This window comes from Paenibacillus lautus (assembly GCF_050482385.1).
GTDB classification, from domain to species: domain Bacteria; phylum Bacillota; class Bacilli; order Paenibacillales; family Paenibacillaceae; genus Paenibacillus_AQ; species Paenibacillus_AQ lautus_B.
On record NZ_JBCNHV010000001.1, the window covers coordinates 905,504 to 922,329 of the forward strand.

Consider the following 16,826-nt stretch of genomic DNA (forward strand, 5'->3'; position numbering starts at 1 on the left):
CACTATCACGCCAAAGCCGCATCATAACCGCGTGATTCGATGTAAAGCAGCTTACCACTCCGTGATCCTAACCTGCGGAAGAAGTCGATCAATCGTTTTCCGCACAGCCAAATCGTCCGAGAACGCTGTCGCGCTTCCCGAGGCAACCCCTGTCCGAAATGCCTCGATTGGCCCCTCGCCCTTCGCAAGCGTACCGACGAATCCGGCTATCATCGAATCGCCGGCCCCGACGGAATTACGGACTGTACCTGACGGTACGCTCGCATGATATACCCGATCCGTCGTGATGAACAGGGCCCCTTCGCCGGCCATGGAGATAAGGACATGCTGCGCTCCTTCCTCGAGCAGCTTTCGGCCGTACTTCACAAGCTTCTCGCTTGAGTCAATAACGACGCCGAATAATTCGGCCAATTCGTGATGATTCGGCTTAACGAGGAGCGGCTTCCAGGCCAAAGCCTTCATCAGCGCCTCGCCAGTGGTGTCCATCACGAATTCGGCGCTGCTCTTCCGGCACGCTTCGATAAGACGGCCATAGAAGTCAGGTCCCAGTGAAGGCGGAACGCTGCCGGACAACACAACGACATCCCCAGCTTGAAGCTGTGACAGCTTATGAAGCAGCTCTTTCGTTTCCTCCTCGCGGATGATAGGACCCAGGCCGTTGATCTCGGTCTCGTCGCCATGCTTAAGTTTGATGTTGATGCGGGTATCGTCCGCGATATTTACGAAATCGGTGCGGATTCCTTCCTTGCCCAGCATCTCGTCTATATACCGGCCGGTGAATCCGCCCAGGAAACCGATGGCCGTATTATCAGCTCCAAGCTGGTTCAGCACCCGCGATACATTAATCCCTTTACCGCCCGGAAACTTCATGTCCCGGGTCATTCTGTTCAATCCGCCAAGCTCGATATGCTCAACTTCCACGATATAATCGATGGAAGGATTCAGTGTTACCGTATATATCATCATGATCCCTCAATTATTTTGGTTTTCTGTGAGATAGCCTTCTTCCATGATTCCGGCAAGGTCTCTGTAATTAGCGTCGCTTCGTTCAGATCCAGCAATTTAGCGAACGAAACCTCACCTATTTTGCTGGAATCCGCAAGGACATAACTGGAGGCGGACAGCTGATGGGCTCGCCGCTTAATCAAGGCTTCTTCCGGATCGGGCGTGGTGTAGCCCATCTCTACATCCACACCGTTCGTGCCCAAAAAGCAACGGTCAAAGCGGAAGTTGTCCATATTTTGCAGCGCAATGCTTCCGATGACGGCTTTAGTATGAATTTTCATCATGCCGCCCAGTAGATAGCTTTTGATTCGTTTGCTTACCAGCGCTTCGATATGGGATAAACCGTTCGTAACAACCGTGACGTCCTTCGCGTCGATGAACGGTATCATCGCCAGTGTGGTCGTTCCCGCATCCAGGTAAATGCTTTCTCCATCCTCCACCTGTGCGGCCGCTAAACGAGCAACGACATTTTTTTGTTGAATGTTTTTGAACGTTTTTTCCTCAATTCCAGGTTCCTGTATCTTAGGGCTCGGCAGAGCCGCCCCGCCATGAATGCGCTTTAATAATTGACGTTCTTCAAGGTCGATCAAATCACGCCTTACTGTTGATTCCGAAGCTTCAAGGAGTTCAACCAATTCCTGCAACTTCATGACGCCGCGTTCTTGCAAGCGCTCTAAAATGATTCGGTATCTTTCTTCCGTCAGCATTAATGAATCCCCCCTCATTGCATATAGTACCATAACCATCCCAAAAAACAATCTAAAACTTTCAAAAACATTCATAATCATTCAGTAAATCCGAGAATCATTTACCATATTGGATCATTTCCATTCGCCATTTCTTGCTTGTTCATGACAGTTTACCCATTATCAAGCCGGCATGTGTCGAAACATCACATAAACGTTTGTAACCTGCAGCCTCTACACTATATACTGGTAAATAGGAAACTCTCACAGTATAGAAGAGGTGACATGAATGGACCAATTGAAAGAAGCCTATGAGCGAATGGGTCTACCGGAGGATGCAACCAAGGAACAGCTCGACGACCGGTATACGCTGCTCATGCGCCAAACCCGCTCACATCAAAGGCGGGAGCCGGACCGGGCGGAGGAGTTCGAAGCCGAGTTTGCCGAAATCACCAAAGCCTATAAATTCATCCTTGAAGAAGAGAACCGTAAAGCTTTGGAAGAGATGAATCAGAAACGGTACGGCAAATATAAAAGATTTGCCGGGACAGCGGAGAAAACCGATCATTTCTTCCGTTATTATAAATTTCATGTGCTCGGCGGTATTGCTCTAGTCGGCGTACTCATTTATATCGTGATCAGCATTTTCAACCATCAGGCCGAGAAAGAACGGTTAGCCAATCTGCCCCCGGTTGATCTGGAAGTCATGTTCCTCGGATCTTATATGAATCAGGATGGAGGACAAGACCTCAAACCGATCGAAGACGCGATTCTGGCGCAATTCCCCGATTGGAAACGCGTAACCGTTAACATTAACTATGTACCGCCTCTGGATTCCAACAATCCGCAGGATGCAGCCATGCTGCAAAAGGCACTGCTTGTACTGTCCACCGAGCGCCCGGACCTGTACATTATGGATCAGACCGCCTTTGATTGGGTGGGCAATCAAGGAATGGTACGCCCGCTCGAAGCGGAGGTTGAAGGGGAGCTGAAGGAACTGCTCACGCCGGAAATGCTGGTAAAGGGAAAAAATGAGGAAGACGGTTCGGAGCATGTGTACGCCGTGGATATTATGGGCAGTCCGCTTGGCGAAAAGCTGCCTGTTCTTAAGAAAGAAATGTTTGCGGGCATTCGTGAAGGCACGGAACGTGACGCAAATGCATTGCGCTTCATTAAGCAATATTTGGAGACGTCCAAGCAGCAATAGATGCTCCCATCCGATATGAATAACAAAAAACAGCCTCGCTGCTTAGCCTTATGGCCAAACAGCTGAGGCTGTTTTTTATGCGCATTATTGATTAACGATCGAGCTCAAAGATGTAAAAGCATGCGTGGCAAATCCTTCGGAAGGTTCGCGGTGAGGGTTATTGACGCGGAAAATATAGCCCTGTCCGTCAATCTCATCCACAATGTACATCTTGGTCAGGTTCTCGCCTTCGCCTATCATATACACGGAGGCCTCCTCCATGCCCTTATGTTTCTCATTGTCGCCAGCCTCCCGAACTTTACCTGCCACGGCAAGCTCTTTCTCCGCTTCCAGCTTGAGTTCATCCCCGTTATAATCCGAAGGCAGCTTCGTAATCTCGACATAATAATCTTGGTCCACATTCATGGTCAGCTTGTTGGTCTTTGCATCAAAGGAAAAGATATCAAATATATACAGCGCTTAGCCGTCACCCTCGGCCAGTTTAGCTGTTTTGGTCTCTTTCATGCCCTCCAGCTCAAGTTCAAAATCTTTGGTTGCAGGCAGCTGCGCGTTCTCTGAACCCGTGCCCCCGCCTCCCTCTTCCACTGTCAGCTTGGTGAGTATCAGCTGTTTCAATTCTTCTTCGCCCTCAATGGGCTGCTCCCAATACTCATACGAGACAGACTCATCTCCCTGAAGTTTGGATATGACTTGATCCATACCTTCGCTCAGCCGGAACGCGGTGGGGCCCTCTGCTGTTTCAATTTCAACGGAATTGTTATCAATTTGACCTACATAGGTACCAGTTCCCTGCTTAATCTCGTACTTCGGCTCTTCGCCGGGTTCAACCGGTTCCTTGACATTATCCTCTATTGGATTCGGATTAGCCGGCGGCTGAGAAGTTGGGTCTTCACCTCCGCATGCCGTTATCGCCATCAGCAGCATTGCAGCGGTCGTTAATGCGATCATTTTGCTCAAATGCCTTCGCTTAGCCATAAAACCACCTCCATTATGATTAACGGGAAACTTATGGAATATGTTGCACAATCATCGCCTTTTTGGCGTATGCTCATAGTACCCGCCCCAAAACGACAAGAGCATTCCCTTTTCCCATCAAACAAGGTATTCTAGTAGTACAGATTCAATTAGTTGATAAAGGGAGATGTTCATGTCTGGTAAAATTAGAATTTTTGCTGACAGCACTTGCGACTTACCACCTTCATGGATAGAAGAATATAATATCGGTATCGTTCCGCTCTACGTCGTATTCGGAGAACAATCTTTGCGCGACGGAGTCGACATTACGCCGGAACAGCTATACGCCAAAGTCGATCAGATTGGCAGCCTGCCTAAAACAGCGGCACCTTCTCCGTCCGACTTCATTGCGGCCTTCACGCCTTCCATTGAACAAGGCGAGGATATCCTGTTCCTTAGCATTTCATCAGAGCTTTCCTCCACATACCAAAATGCGTTGATCGCCGCAGGTGAGCTGCCCGAGGGCCGGGTTACCGTGTTTGATTCACGCAATCTTTCCTCCGGCATTGGACTCCTTATCATGAAGGCTGTTCACTCGGCCAACGAAGGTTCATCCATACCGCAAATTGTGGAACTTTTAAGCCATACCGTAAATGAAGTGGAGTGCGAATTCGTTGTCGATACACTGGATTACTTATATAAAGGCGGACGCTGTTCCGGCATGCAAAACATCATTGGCAGCCTGCTGAAAATCCGTCCGGTCATCAAAGTCGTGGACGGCGCCATGATCCCCGCTTACAAGGTACGCGGCAAAAAAGAGAAGGCACTGGAGCAGATGATCCAAAATGCGCTGGCTCAAGTGGACAAAATGGACAATGATCTGATTGTTGTTGTACATACCATGGCCGAAGAGGAAGCCCGCTTCCTGCAGAAGCAGCTGCAGGAGAAAACAGGCGCACGGCAGGTTAGCATTTCTACGGCGGGTTGTGTGATTTGCAGCCACTGCGGTCCTCAAACCGTCGGACTCATGTATACCAAGAAGCCTTCATAATATCCTTCATTTGAAAAAGACAGTCCTGTTATGTAACGCTCAGCTGCAGGACTGTTTGTTCTGTACTCAAGCCTGTCTACCGAACACTTAGTCCCTTATTAAACGGGCTGCCTATTGGCTAAACATGCCATCCTAGACTAAAGTCTAGGTGAAACATTCCCCGGGGACCGAGGACATCCCCATCCACTACATGGTATTCTTGGATTAATCAATCTACAAAAGGAAAGGAACGAAGTTTGTATGACAAAACGTACAATCTTGGCACCGCTGCTCATCCTGCTCGGCGCATACTTGCTCTTAAACCAAGGCGGATCGGTAGGCGCCGGTTCCATCTTCGCCACATTCTGGCCTACCATGTTCGTGATCCCGTTAGGCCTATTTTTTCACTGGATGTACTTCTCGCTGGTTGGACGGCAGGGCATCGGGCTGTTGATACCGGGCGGCATTCTGCTCACAGCTGGTATTGTCAGCCAAATCGCTTCCTTGTTCGACTCGTGGGGTTCCTTGTGGCCCGGCTTTATCCTCGCTGTTGCGGCAGGGCTGTTCGAGTTCTACTGGTTCGGATCGCGTAACAAATGGCTGCTCATCCCGATTAACATTCTGACCGTACTGTCGCTGCTGTTCTTCGTGGTATTCTCAATCGGACCCGTATTGAATTACCTGTCCGTTGTGCAGCCTGTCATCGCCGTGCTGCTTGTGCTTGGCGGAGCTTGGCTGATGCTCGGACGGAAGAGACACGGTTAAGCATCCGCTGCGCTAAACCGTTAACAACGCATAAAGGCACTCCGAAGGTTGATTAACCTTTGGAGTGCCTTTATGTTATGGATGCCCTGCTTAAGCATCAAGAAGAGGCAGCGGCAGCTAAGGTTTCACTGCTTTGAAACAGATGATGAACGCTGCGGATATAACGGACGGTTCTCGTGCCGGAGTACATCATCACAGAATGCGTTTCGGCCCGCTGACCCGGCATATATTTCACGCCGCGCAGGAAATCGCCAGCTGTCACGCCGGTTGCCACGAATAATACGCCTTCGCTGCCTACCATATCCTCCATCGTCAGCAGCTGCTCGGGATGCTTCAACCCCATGTCCTGACATCTGATAAAATCCTCCGGTGTCTCCGGTATGAGCCGTCCCTGAATTTCTCCACCCAGGCATTTCAAAGCGGCGGCAGCGAGAACGCCTTCCGGAGCCCCTCCGGAGCCCACATAGAGATCGACTTCACTGTCGGTGCAGGTCTCGATCGCTCCCATGACATCCCCATGACTTAGCAGCTTTATTCTTACCCCGGACTCTCTCAAAGCCTTGATCATCGCGCTGTGTCGCTCACGATCGAGAATGGATACCGTCATCTCCGACAGCGGCTTTGATAAGATCTCCGATGCTTTTCGAAGGGTTACCTCAATCGGATCATTCAAACTCAGCTTGCCCGCAAGCTCGGGTCCAACCGCGAGCTTATGCATGTAAATATCGGGTGCATGCAGAAGGGTGCCTCGGGGAGCTGCCGCAATCACGGACAACGCGTTATTCAGCCCGCTGGCCACCGTTTCCGTTCCTTCGAGCGGATCCACCGCTACGTCCATCTTCGGACCTTTGCGGTTCCCTACGCGCTCTCCAATATACAGCATAGGCGCTTCATCCATCTCGCCTTCTCCAATGACAACGACCCCATCCATCGCTGCGGAATCAAAATGCTTGCGCATGGCAACCGTCGCGGCTTCATCAGCACTGTTCTTGTCACCTCTTCCTGTCCACCGGGCGGATTGCAGCGCCGCTTCCTCCGTCACTCTTACAAGCTCCAATGCTAATGAACTCTCCATGAATGAATCCCTCCTTTAAGCTTTTTTCTTTACCGATGCAACTTATTTCAAATCATTCATGATCAGTCCCGCGGATTCCTCAATCGCCTTGTCGGTAACATCAATGACGGGACATCCGAGCTCCGCATACAGCGACAACGCATAATCCAGTTCCTCTTGTATCCGCTCAAGGGATGCATACTGCACCTGGTGCGGCAATCCCATGACCTTTAAGCGCTCGCTGCGGATTTTGAGCAGATGCTTCGGTTCGATCGTAAGTCCGATAATCGTGCCGTCCGTTACTTCTCTAAGCTGAGAAGGGGGCGACATCTCCGGTACGATCGGGAAATTGACCGTTTTGTAGCCTTTATGAGCGAGGAACATCGATAGCGGCGTCTTGGAGATTCGGGATACGCCCAGCAATATGATGTCCGCCTTCAAAATGGCGCTAACGTCCTTGCCATCGTCATATTGGACAGCGAATTCCATCGCGTCGACCCTCCGGAAATAGCTGTCGTCCAAGCGATGCAGCAGCCCCGGGAGCCGTTTGGGATAATCGTTGAACGTATCGGCAAATGCCTGCATCATCGGCCCCATAATATCCACCGTACGAATGTTGAGCCGCACGGCTTCCTCCCGCATCACTTCGCGAAGCTCCGGCTGAACGAGCGTGTAAGCCACAAAGCCTCCGCGCCGCGCCACCTCCTCCATCAATTCGGTCAATTCATCCTCGTCGCGAACGTTCATATAACGTTTAACCTCTGTATTCGGAAGCTCGAATTGGCGTAACGTAGCTTGCACAACCGCTTCAGCCGTCTCCCCAATGGAGTCCGAACAGATTGCTATGAAATGAGTGATTGCCTGATTCATCCGATTCCTCCCATTATTCCTCGGCTACCATATCGAGCAGCATTTTGATAATATTCGTTTTTGTAATCCGACCCACAACCTTCCAGTGTTCCCCCGGATTCCCCGTGGTGGATGGGACAACAACCGGCAGGCTATCGATTTGATGATTGATGATTTTTCGCGCGGCATCCAGCACCGTATCTTCCGGCTGCACGGTTGTCACGTTAGCCCGGCGGGTCATAATCAGGCTTACCGGCATGGAGGATGCCGTTGGGTTACCAAGCGTTACCTTAAGCAAATCCTTACGGGACACAATCCCGGCCAAATGGCCGTCGGCATCGGTAACGATCAGATTCCCCACGTTCTCCAGAAACAAGGATACAACGGCTTCATGAATCGTCGTGGTCTCACGCACAATAACCGGAACACCGTGCAAATCGCCAACCTTCATTTTGAGCAGGCGAAACTTCTCCTCCCGGTCGCGCGTACCCCGCTTTCCCAGGAAGTACCCTACCTTTGGCTTGGCATCAATATAATCCAGAACCACCAGTTTGGATAAATCGGTACGAAGGGTGGCTCGGCTGACATTCAGCATCTCCGCAATCTGATCTCCTGTAATCGGTGCATGTTTTTTTACGATATCGACGATATCCTGCTGCCTTGTCGTCAGTTCGATAGTGATCCCTCCTGCGTGCATTTCCTCTACTTGCTGATATAATACGTCATATATAATATATATGCAACATATTTTCGTCCAAAAATACATAAATAGGTATCAATCATTTTTTTAATGCCCATCAAAAAAGGTTATAAATCCACTAAAAAAGCATGCCTCAGGAAGTTCCCTCCCCATAAGCATGCTTTGTGTTTACTTTTCATCTTACCATCATTGTTTAATCTTGAGGGTCTGTGCCTTTGCATTCTCCTTTTCCGCAAAATCCATAAATGATCTTCACTCCGTCAGTTGGAATCGTGTCCACCATTTCATCACATCTGGAGCATATAATCAGGCCCCATTCCTCATTCGCCTTGCCCTTCGCTGCCTCTGGACTTGTTAACGCTTTCATAACATTTCCTCCTTATGTTTTTTCACTCTGCTGCAAGGCAGTTTACACTTTGTTATTACATACATCCCTTTATTTTCCACTATATTCTTAATGTATTGGGTAAGAAATGAAGATATGAGTAAATTATGATAATGAAACAAAAAACAAGTGGAGGCCTACATTGAACTGAAAAAAGGGATGACCCTGGCCGTGGCCGACCATTCCAAAACGAGAATCAACGCCCTGCTGACCCACGATCCGAACATCTCGGATGTGACCTTGGGCATCCTGGAGGACGATGGAATCAAGCTCTGGAATCCGAGCGAGACTATGGATAAATAAAGGAAAGAAGGCGTACCTCCGAGTCCGAATGGACCTAAGGTACGCCTCTTTTTTCATACGACTCTTACTGGTTGCGCTTCAGGAATTCGACCATCCGCGCATAAGCGATTTTTTCGTTGGCCTTCTTCGTAATGCCATGCCCCTCGTCTTCGAACACGAGATATTCCACGTCACGGCCCTTCGCCCTCAAAGCTTCGACGATTTGGTCAGACTCCTCTTTGACGACACGCGGATCGTTAGCCCCTTGGATGATCAGCATCGGGTTCACCATATCATCCAGGTACGTAATCGGCGAATCCTTGATAAAGCGTTCTTTATCCCGTTCCGGATCACCTATCCAGCGTTCCATAATCGGCTTCCAGTGCTCGGGTACCGAGTTGTAGAAGGTAAACAGGTTGCTGACCCCGACAATATCAATGGCCGCTTTGAAGTACTCCGGATTACGCCCTGCCAGCAGCAGAGTCATATAACCGCCGTAGCTTCCGCCCATCACGAAGAGTTTCTCCCGGCTCGAGATGCCTTGCTCAAACAGCCAATCCATGCCTGCCAAGCAGTCCTTGCGCGGTCCCTCGCCCCAATCCTGCTCCACCAATTTCACGAAGGAACTGCCGTAACCCGTGCTTCCCCGGAAGTTCGGACAGAAGATGTGATACCCTTTGGCCAGGATATACTGGAACATGGATCGGAACTGCTTGCGTTCCGAGGCTTGCGGGCCGCCATGCGGCCAAAATACCGTATAACCATTCGCCACATGGTCTTTGGCGCGGAATAGGAGCGCCTCAATTTCCATTCCGTCAAATGAGGGATACGTCACAACTTCCGGTGTCACCATGTTCTCGTCGGTTAATCCTGTCAGGACGTTCTTCGTGATCATGCTCCATGCACCGCCGGCGTAACGGTAAATATTAAGCGGCTTCACGGCGCCGCGGGCCAGCAGGTACAGATTGCCGGACTTCGTCACGTTCAGCTGCTCCACGATATCCGATGGAAGAGGAATGGAGGTTAACTCACCGCTGTCGAGCGAATAGGCATACAGTCGATCCTCCACCCCTTTTTCCGTGACGATATAGAGAGTCCGTGAATCCTTATGGTAGCGCAAGAGCTGGATGCTCTCCCGGTCGATGCGGCACAGCGGTTCAAACTTCTGCTGAGGAATGTTATAAGTGGCTACATATGAAAATTCCGATTCGTAATCCGTTACAAAAATGACCTGGTCATTGCTGGCGAACAGCACATCCCCTGAGATATGCACCTGTTCAGGAGAAGGCGTCAAGCACAACGGCTCTTCGCCTTCGCGCTTCACGTAACTGACATAGTAGGTATTGGCATACATTTGGGTATACGCGATGGTTTTCTCGTCGGGACTGACGGCACATATATTCGTTGACGCATCCCGGCCCTCAAGCAGCAATTGATCCGCTTTGGTATCCAGATGGTATACACGCGAGTTCAGGAAGGATGGATTGTCTTTCGACGTGGCGTAATATAAGCGCTTGCCGTCCTCTGACAGATGAACGAAATAATGTTTGTCATCCGCATCCGCACCTTCGAACAAAGGCATGGGTTCGCCACCATTCCAGGGCAGCGCATGAAACTGATAGTTTTCATTCCCGTCACGGTCAAACGCCGTTAAGATATGTCGCCCTTCCGGGTCCAGCTTGATAAAGCTTGCGATCTGGTCATTGTATGTAAGCGGATAAGGATAGGACGTCCCTCCTTCTAACTCCATGGCCCATAAATTAAACTTTCCGTTCAGGCTGCTGCTGAACACGAGCCTTGACTCGTCTGCGCTGATTCCAAAGGTACGAATGCCATACGTTTGAAAAAATTGCTCGACATCGGGTTTAGGAAATTCGATCATTCATTTGCCTCCCTGACCTCATTTTATTATCCATCGGTTAATAAATGGAGAAGTTTGCCAACCACTGGATTAATCCCATTATAACGCAAAGCTTTCTAAAGGGCATCGTTACATAGTCTGGCAGATTGCTACGACTGGGGATCGAGATGAGGCACTTTTTGACCTAAGGCCAGCCTGTGCGTTTGCCATCATCCGTTCACGGTTTCCCTCTTCAGCCCGCATATCTGCACCAAGATTCCATATAAATGATAAGAACCATGTTTTTAATAACGAAGGGGGGATTCTCGTGCACCAAGACGAGATCGCGGAACTGGAACGTTCCATTGCGGAGATTACCGAGATCGCTACAGGCTTTGGCCTTGATTTTTACCCTATGCGATATGAGATCTGCCCGGCAGACATCATATACACCTTCGGTGCCTACGGCATGCCTACCCGGTTCAGCCACTGGAGCTTCGGAAAAACCTTCAATAAAATGAAGATGCAGTACGACTTCGGCCTTAGCAAAATCTACGAGCTCGTGATCAACTCCAATCCGTGTTATGCGTTTCTCCTGGACGGCAACTCCCTGATTCAGAATAAACTCATTGTCGCCCATGTCCTTGCACACTGCGACTTCTTTAAAAACAACGCCCGCTTCTCCGTCTCCAACCGCAATATGGTCGAGAGCATGTCGGCTACTGCCGAGCGCATCTCCCGTTATGAGATCGAACATGGCACAGAGGCGGTTGAGCAGTTTATTGACGCTGTGCTGGCGATACAAGAGCATGTGGATCCGCATATCATAAGGCCGGATAAACTGGATAAGCAGCGGTACACCGCACGGCGGATGCAGGAGCAGAAGAAGGAAGCCAAGCGGCAGAAGCCTCCCGGCCGGTACGACGATTTATGGGCTATGGACGAAGATGGCGAAGACAAAGCCGACAAATCGCCGGCGTCACCCAAACGCTTCCCGCCCGAGCCGGAGAAAGACATCATGTGGTTCATTCAGGAGCACTCCGACATTCTAGAGGATTGGCAGCGGGACATTATGAGCATGCTGCGGGAGGAGATGCTGTACTTCTGGCCGCAAATGGAAACCAAAATCATGAATGAAGGCTGGGCTTCGTACTGGCATCAGCGTATTCTGCGAGAGATGGACCTAACCAGCGAGGAAACGGTGGAATTCGCCAAGCTTAACGCCTCGGTTGTGCAGCCGTCGCGCCACAGCCTGAATCCCTACTACCTTGGGCTGAAAATCTTCGAGGATATCGAACGCCGCTGGGATCGGGAGAAGATGTTTGATGTCCGCGAATACGACTCCGATATCTCCTTCCTGCGCAATTATTTGACAAAGAAATTGGTGGAGGATCTGGACCTGTATGTCTTTGAGAAAAAAGGACCTGAATGGAAAATCACCGACAAGGCGTGGGAAAATATCCGCGATCAGCTGGTCGTCTCCCGCGTAAACGGTGGCTCGCCGTTTCTCGTAGTGACCGATGGCGATCATCTCCGCTCCGGCGAGCTGATGATCAAGCATCTGTACGAGGGCATTGAGCTTGACCTAAAATATATGGAGCGCACCATCCCCTATGTTTACCGGCTCTGGGGCAAACCCGTGCATCTGCACAGCATGATCGAGGGCAAACCGATCCTGTTCTCCTACGACGGTAAGAAGCTCCATCGGCGATTTATTTAACTACGCAGCGCTTGAAGGACAACATGGCGCCCTATAACAAACAGCACCCGCACATGAGGGAATTCTCCTCAACGCGGGTGCTGCTGTTATTAACAGATATCCTTAATCTGTTCACTTCTTGGATCCCTGTTATACGCTTACCTTCTCGGATACAGTTCCCTCTTGGACATCATGCTTCTGAACATCATATTCATGTTGAAGCGATTCCAAATCATCGGCCAGCTTTTCCATCATTTTCACAAAAGCAGCCAATTCCTGTGAGCTAGCCGCCTGATTTCGTGCGTTCATGGACGTTTTTTCTGATTCCTGCTCCACAAGACCCAGCTTGCGAATAATGCCGCTAACCTTGTCCTGAATCTCATCCATCGCCTTCTTGGAGTTGGTGGCCAGCTTTCGGACTTCCCCGGCAACCACCTCGAAGCCTCTGCCTAATTCCCCGGCATGAGCAGCCTCGATCGCCGCATTCAGACCGAGCAAGTGGCTCTGATCCGAGATTTCCCTGATCAAGCTGCCCATCTGCTCAATATGCAGAATTTCTTCGCCCAGCTCGGAAGTCAGTGTATGCGCTTTATCCTGTGCCTCTGCTGTTTTGATTGCATTGTCTGCCATTAACGCTGCGCTTTGATCCAGCTCGACGATCATAGCAGTCAATTCTTGGACTGCATTTGTAATCGCTTCCAACATTCTTTGTTGATCCGATACCAAATTGCTGATTTTCTCTTTCTCTTTCATTTCGTAAGCTTCCAGGACGAGCTGGGAGTCTAAATTAAACATCTTGCTCAGCGCATGCACCACATGGATCCACTGATCCGGTACGATTTGCTTCAATAAATCTGTGGCGATGTCCAGATAAACCATGTAACTCCCAAGGTAATAGTCTGTTTTCAGGCCGATTCTGGAGTGAACTTGTCCAATCTTAATCCGTTCGGCAATATAAGCATCATCCACTCTCCCTGCCGCAAGTGACATCCAATATACCCGCTGAGTCTCCTTAAGCCGTTCCACGGTCGAGGTACGCTCGATAATCTGCATCAGCTGCGGCTGCGTCCCGATCTGCGCGTAAAACCGGTTAACGACCTCTTCAACCACCCTCGCAAACACATCACGATGTTTAGCCAGCAGTTCCAACCCTTGTTCATCCAATCCGATATACTCCAACTGTTGGCGTCTTTTTGGGGAAACATCCATCATTTCGAAAAATCCACTCCTAAATAACGTGATCCATATCACTGGTTCAAGTACTTAGGGTCCATTATAGACTATATTTACCACCTAGACATAATGCTAAAGTCCTAATTGTGTGTATATTTGCACCTCCTAACCGGGCTATTTCATCTTCGAAGCATGAGAAACCACCCTAACTTCTAGGTGGCTTCTCATGGCATTCCATTATTCTATCCGGTATTACCGATTCAATAGACTGCCCACATAACGCAGCAGCTCGTTCGCACATACCGGGCAGTACCCATGCTCCTCGATCAGTCTGGAGCTAACCTCGTTGATCCGTTTCAACTGTACGGCATCCGGCGTTTTGGTCGAGGTTGTAATCTTGACGATATCCTTCAGGTCGGTGAACAGCTTCTTCTCAATCGCCTCGCGCAGGCGCTCATGGTTGTGATACTCGAACTTTTTACCCTTCCGGGAATAAGCCGAGATGCGAATCATGATCTCCTCCCGAAAAGCCTTCTTCGCGTTTTCCGAGACGCCGATCTGCTCCTCGATCGAACGCATCAATCTTTCGTCCGGATCCATCTCTTCATCCGTTAACGGATCGCGAATTTTCGTCCAGTTGCAGAATGCTTCGATGTTATCCAAATAATTCTCGAACAGCGTCTTGGCAGACTCCTCGAAGGAATACACAAAGGCCTTCTGGACTTCCTTCTTCGCCAGATCATCATACTCCTTGCGTGCGGCGGCAATAAAATTCAGATAGCGCTCCCGCTCCTCTTTGGCAATCGAAGCATGCTGATCCAGCCCATCCTTGATCGCCCGTAGCATATCCAGCGCGTTAATGCACTGAAGATCCTGCTTAATCAAAGCACTGGATATCCGGTTAATGACATATCGCGGATCAATCCCGGACATGCCTTCTTCCAGATATTCATTCTGCATCTCTTTCAGGTCTGCTTCTTTATACCCTTCGACTTCCACCCCGTCGTACATGCGCATCTTCTTGATCAGATCCATCCCTTGCTTCTTCGTTTCCTTCAGGCGCGTCAAAACGGAGAATATCGCGGCAGAACGAAGCGCGTGCGGCGCGATATGGATATGCTTCATGTCGCTTTGGCCGATCAGCTTCGAGTAGATCTTCTCCTCGTCGCTAACTCTCAGGTTATACGGAATCGGCATGACAATCATCCGCGATTGCAGCGCCTCATTTTTCTTATTGGCGATAAATGCTTTATACTCGGATTCGTTGGTGTGGGCCACAATCAGCTCATCGGCGCTAATTAGCGCAAACCGGCCCGCTTTAAAGTTCCCTTCCTGGGTCAGGGAGAGCAAATTCCACAGAAATTTCTCGTCGCATTTCAGCATTTCCTGGAACTCCATCAAACCGCGGTTCGCTTTGTTTAACTCACCGTCAAAGCGATAGGCACGCGGATCCGATTCCGAGCCGTATTCCGTGATGGTGGAGAAATCGATGCTGCCGGTTAAATCGGCAATATCCTGCGACTTGGGATCGGACGGACTGAATGTGCCGATGCCGACGCGATTATCTTCGGAGATTAATACCCGTTCGACTTCAACCTGTTCGATATCTCCGCCGTATTCGGTTTTAAGGCGGAGCTGGCAAGCCGGGCATAAATTCCCCTCGATTCGGACGCCAAGCTCCTTCTCGATCTCGGGTCTTAGCTCCAGTGGAATCAGATGCAGCGGCTCCTCCTGCATCGGGCAGCCGGATATCGCATATATGGCCCCCCGATCGGTACGGGAATGCTTCTCCAGGCCGCGCTTCAGCAGCGTGACCAGCGTGGATTTCCCGCCGCTGACCGGCCCCATAAGCAGCAGTATGCGTTTGCGTACATCCAGTCTGCGGGCCGCGGAATGGAAATATTCCTCAACGAGTTTCTCAACAGCTCGGTCGAGACCGAAGATTTCCTGTTCAAAAAACTTATATTTTTTCTGACCCCCGCTCTCTTCGAAACCGTAGGATTCGATCATGTCATATACACGGGCATGTGCCGTCATGGCTGGAGAGGGATCCTTCTTAAGTATTTCAATGTATTCCCTGAATGTGCCGCTCCACGCCAAACGGTCGCCTTCTGCCCGATATGATGCTATGCGTTCGAAAATATCCATTTCGCTACCTCCTATGAGTCTGTTTATGGGGATTGGCTTCCATTCCACAGCGTCATTAGAAAACATTCCATTTTCGAAAAAGTGTATTACATACCTATGCGACTTGCTTGGAATAGTTGACCTTATTTTCGAAGTCATGCGCGTGCAATTTTATCTAACCACCGGTCCATTCTACACTCGGGTACGCCACGCGAGCCGTCCCCATGCTATACTGAAATTACATTAACTTGACATTAAAGCATCTTTCGAATAAAAGGAGAGTCATCATGGCGATAAAGCATGAAGCCGAGCTGTACGCTCCCCTGAAGGCCTTTTTTGAATTGAACGGATATGAAGTGAAGGGCGAGGTACGCAATTGCGATCTTGTCGGTATGAAAGAGGGAACCGATGAACCGCTGATTGTGGAGCTGAAAAAAACATTCAATCTGGCCCTTCTGCTCCAGGGCATCGAGCGTTTGAAGCTAACACCTTACGTTTACCTAGCCGTTGAGAAGAGCCGGGCGAAGAAAGGAGCGGTCAATCAGCGCTGGGCAGAGCTGACGGGGCTTTGCGGACGATTGGGACTGGGACTCATTACGGTCACCTTCTATAAAACCAAAGCGCCCTTCATCGAGGTGCTCTGTGAGCCGGAGATGGCGGTACAGACGGGAAGGACCGCCATCAGACGCAAGGAACGCCTGTTGTATGAATTTCGTGAGCGCAGCGGCGATTACAACACAGGTGGGGTAACGAGAGCCAAGCTGGTTACCGCTTATCGCGAGAAGACGCTGCGCGTGGCTGCTGCCATGAATGCGGCGGAAGTGGAGCAGCGGAGCTCGCGTGAATTACAGGAGGGGCATGAGCTTCAAGAAGGAGCTGCCCCTGCGATGCTGCCCGGTATTTCTCCCGCGGCTGTACGGGATCGAAGCGGCGTTGGATCAGCGGCTGACATTCTGCAGCGCAATTACTACGGCTGGTTCCGTCGGGTGAAGCGCGGACGCTACGTGCTGACACCGGCCGGCGTACAGGCCCTGGCAGACTATGCCACCGTATTGAAATTATAAATTCTG

At 50.2% G+C, this 16,826-nt stretch carries 17 protein-coding genes; 6 read left to right on the forward strand and 11 right to left on the reverse strand.

The genetic code is table 11. From position 1 onward, the window contains the following. Nucleotides 1-51 precede the first annotated feature (51 nt). Together pfkB and ABEW73_RS04270 are read right to left on the reverse strand one after the other, a co-directional pair. Nucleotides 52-963 (reverse strand): 1-phosphofructokinase, encoded by a 912-nt coding sequence (gene pfkB, locus ABEW73_RS04265; RefSeq protein WP_430161855.1) that lies wholly within the window; start codon nt 961-963, stop codon nt 52-54. Beyond that, nucleotides 963-1,712, reverse strand: a complete 750-nt coding sequence (locus tag ABEW73_RS04270) for a DeoR/GlpR family DNA-binding transcription regulator (protein WP_430161853.1) — start codon at nt 1,710-1,712, stop codon at nt 963-965. The genes pfkB and ABEW73_RS04270 overlap by 1 nt, the downstream gene beginning before the upstream one ends. 268 nt (nt 1,713-1,980) lie before the next feature. Here ABEW73_RS04270 and ABEW73_RS04275 point away from each other — a divergent pair, with 268 nt between their 5' ends. Beyond that, complete coding sequence (locus ABEW73_RS04275; RefSeq protein ID WP_430161851.1) at nt 1,981-2,898, forward strand: J domain-containing protein; 918 nt, start codon at nt 1,981-1,983, stop codon at nt 2,896-2,898. Nucleotides 2,899-2,982: 84 nt separating this feature from the next. Here the strand turns inward: ABEW73_RS04275 and ABEW73_RS04280 are convergent, their stop codons facing one another. Both ABEW73_RS04280 and ABEW73_RS04285 read right to left on the reverse strand, forming a co-directional pair. Beyond that, a complete protein-coding gene (locus tag ABEW73_RS04280; protein WP_430161849.1) occupies nt 2,983-3,303 on the reverse strand; it encodes a hypothetical protein in 321 nt (106 codons plus the stop codon). Between the two features lie 54 nt (nt 3,304-3,357). Further along, a complete protein-coding gene (locus tag ABEW73_RS04285) occupies nt 3,358-3,873 on the reverse strand; it encodes a hypothetical protein (RefSeq protein ID WP_430161847.1) in 516 nt (171 codons plus the stop codon). A gap of 172 nt (nt 3,874-4,045) precedes the next feature. On the opposite strand from ABEW73_RS04285, the gene ABEW73_RS04290 reads away from it, so the two are divergent. Then, on the forward strand, nt 4,046-4,903 hold the full coding sequence (locus ABEW73_RS04290) for a DegV family protein (protein WP_430161845.1): 858 nt from the start codon (nt 4,046-4,048) through the stop codon (nt 4,901-4,903). Between the two features lie 240 nt (nt 4,904-5,143). Beyond that, entirely contained in the window at nt 5,144-5,647 is a 504-nt protein-coding gene (locus tag ABEW73_RS04295; RefSeq protein WP_430161843.1) for a hypothetical protein, read from the forward strand. A gap of 97 nt (nt 5,648-5,744) precedes the next feature. On the opposite strand, the gene glpX is transcribed toward ABEW73_RS04295, so the two are convergent. The 4 genes from glpX to ABEW73_RS04315 all read right to left on the reverse strand — a co-directional run bounded on the left by glpX (nt 5,745) and on the right by ABEW73_RS04315 (nt 8,617). Continuing rightward, on the reverse strand, nt 5,745-6,722 hold the full coding sequence (gene glpX, locus ABEW73_RS04300) for a class II fructose-bisphosphatase (RefSeq protein WP_430161841.1): 978 nt from the start codon (nt 6,720-6,722) through the stop codon (nt 5,745-5,747). A gap of 42 nt (nt 6,723-6,764) precedes the next feature. Next, the gene (locus ABEW73_RS04305) at nt 6,765-7,571 is read right to left on the reverse strand and encodes a pyruvate, water dikinase regulatory protein (protein WP_430161839.1); all 807 of its coding nucleotides are present in this window, start codon (nt 7,569-7,571) and stop codon (nt 6,765-6,767) included. Nucleotides 7,572-7,584: 13 nt separating this feature from the next. Beyond that, nucleotides 7,585-8,247, reverse strand: coding sequence for a helix-turn-helix transcriptional regulator (locus tag ABEW73_RS04310; RefSeq protein ID WP_009595798.1), 663 nt, complete (start codon nt 8,245-8,247; stop codon nt 7,585-7,587). Between the two features lie 196 nt (nt 8,248-8,443). Continuing rightward, nucleotides 8,444-8,617, reverse strand: coding sequence for a GapA-binding peptide SR1P (locus ABEW73_RS04315; protein ID WP_076324443.1), 174 nt, complete (start codon nt 8,615-8,617; stop codon nt 8,444-8,446). Nucleotides 8,618-8,764: 147 nt separating this feature from the next. Here ABEW73_RS04315 and ABEW73_RS04320 point away from each other — a divergent pair, with 147 nt between their 5' ends. Then, complete coding sequence (locus ABEW73_RS04320) at nt 8,765-8,938, forward strand: hypothetical protein (RefSeq protein WP_430161837.1); 174 nt, start codon at nt 8,765-8,767, stop codon at nt 8,936-8,938. A 64-nt stretch (nt 8,939-9,002) separates the two neighbouring features. On the opposite strand, the gene ABEW73_RS04325 is transcribed toward ABEW73_RS04320, so the two are convergent. After that, on the reverse strand, nt 9,003-10,799 hold the full coding sequence (locus tag ABEW73_RS04325; protein WP_430161835.1) for a S9 family peptidase: 1,797 nt from the start codon (nt 10,797-10,799) through the stop codon (nt 9,003-9,005). A gap of 286 nt (nt 10,800-11,085) precedes the next feature. Here ABEW73_RS04325 and ABEW73_RS04330 point away from each other — a divergent pair, with 286 nt between their 5' ends. Beyond that, complete coding sequence (locus tag ABEW73_RS04330; protein WP_430161833.1) at nt 11,086-12,477, forward strand: SpoVR family protein; 1,392 nt, start codon at nt 11,086-11,088, stop codon at nt 12,475-12,477. 129 nt (nt 12,478-12,606) lie between these two features. Here ABEW73_RS04330 and ABEW73_RS04335 read toward each other — a convergent pair whose 3' ends face one another. Next, nucleotides 12,607-13,668 (reverse strand): protoglobin domain-containing protein, encoded by a 1,062-nt coding sequence (locus ABEW73_RS04335; protein WP_430161831.1) that lies wholly within the window; start codon nt 13,666-13,668, stop codon nt 12,607-12,609. Between the two features lie 213 nt (nt 13,669-13,881). Next, nucleotides 13,882-15,777 (reverse strand): PrkA family serine protein kinase, encoded by a 1,896-nt coding sequence (locus ABEW73_RS04340; RefSeq protein WP_098748528.1) that lies wholly within the window; start codon nt 15,775-15,777, stop codon nt 13,882-13,884. A 266-nt stretch (nt 15,778-16,043) separates the two neighbouring features. Here ABEW73_RS04340 and ABEW73_RS04345 point away from each other — a divergent pair, with 266 nt between their 5' ends. After that, the gene (locus ABEW73_RS04345) at nt 16,044-16,820 is read left to right on the forward strand and encodes a DUF2161 family putative PD-(D/E)XK-type phosphodiesterase (RefSeq protein ID WP_430161829.1); all 777 of its coding nucleotides are present in this window, start codon (nt 16,044-16,046) and stop codon (nt 16,818-16,820) included. Nucleotides 16,821-16,826: the final 6 nt, after the last annotated feature.

Excerpts from the sequence above, each read along its gene's own strand:
- ABEW73_RS04310 (WP_009595798.1), bottom strand. The coding sequence starts at position 8,247 with ATGCACGCAGGAGGGATCACTATCGAACTGACGACAAGGCAGCAGGAT.
- ABEW73_RS04315 (WP_076324443.1), bottom strand. The coding sequence starts at position 8,617 with ATGAAAGCGTTAACAAGTCCAGAGGCAGCGAAGGGCAAGGCGAATGAG.
- ABEW73_RS04280 (WP_430161849.1), bottom strand. The coding sequence starts at position 3,303 with ATGAATGTGGACCAAGATTATTATGTCGAGATTACGAAGCTGCCTTCG.
- ABEW73_RS04335 (WP_430161831.1), bottom strand. The coding sequence starts at position 13,668 with ATGATGGATGTTTCCCCAAAAAGACGCCAACAGTTGGAGTATATCGGA.
- ABEW73_RS04275 (WP_430161851.1), top strand. The coding sequence starts at position 1,981 with ATGGACCAATTGAAAGAAGCCTATGAGCGAATGGGTCTACCGGAGGAT.
- ABEW73_RS04295 (WP_430161843.1), top strand. The coding sequence starts at position 5,144 with ATGACAAAACGTACAATCTTGGCACCGCTGCTCATCCTGCTCGGCGCA.
- ABEW73_RS04270 (WP_430161853.1), bottom strand. The coding sequence starts at position 1,712 with ATGCTGACGGAAGAAAGATACCGAATCATTTTAGAGCGCTTGCAAGAA.
- ABEW73_RS04345 (WP_430161829.1), top strand. The coding sequence starts at position 16,044 with ATGGCGATAAAGCATGAAGCCGAGCTGTACGCTCCCCTGAAGGCCTTT.
- glpX (WP_430161841.1), bottom strand. The coding sequence starts at position 6,722 with ATGGAGAGTTCATTAGCATTGGAGCTTGTAAGAGTGACGGAGGAAGCG.
- ABEW73_RS04340 (WP_098748528.1), bottom strand. The coding sequence starts at position 15,777 with ATGGATATTTTCGAACGCATAGCATCATATCGGGCAGAAGGCGACCGT.
- ABEW73_RS04290 (WP_430161845.1), top strand. The coding sequence starts at position 4,046 with ATGTCTGGTAAAATTAGAATTTTTGCTGACAGCACTTGCGACTTACCA.
- ABEW73_RS04285 (WP_430161847.1), bottom strand. The coding sequence starts at position 3,873 with ATGGCTAAGCGAAGGCATTTGAGCAAAATGATCGCATTAACGACCGCT.
- ABEW73_RS04305 (WP_430161839.1), bottom strand. The coding sequence starts at position 7,571 with ATGAATCAGGCAATCACTCATTTCATAGCAATCTGTTCGGACTCCATT.
- pfkB (WP_430161855.1), bottom strand. The coding sequence starts at position 963 with ATGATATATACGGTAACACTGAATCCTTCCATCGATTATATCGTGGAA.
- ABEW73_RS04325 (WP_430161835.1), bottom strand. The coding sequence starts at position 10,799 with ATGATCGAATTTCCTAAACCCGATGTCGAGCAATTTTTTCAAACGTAT.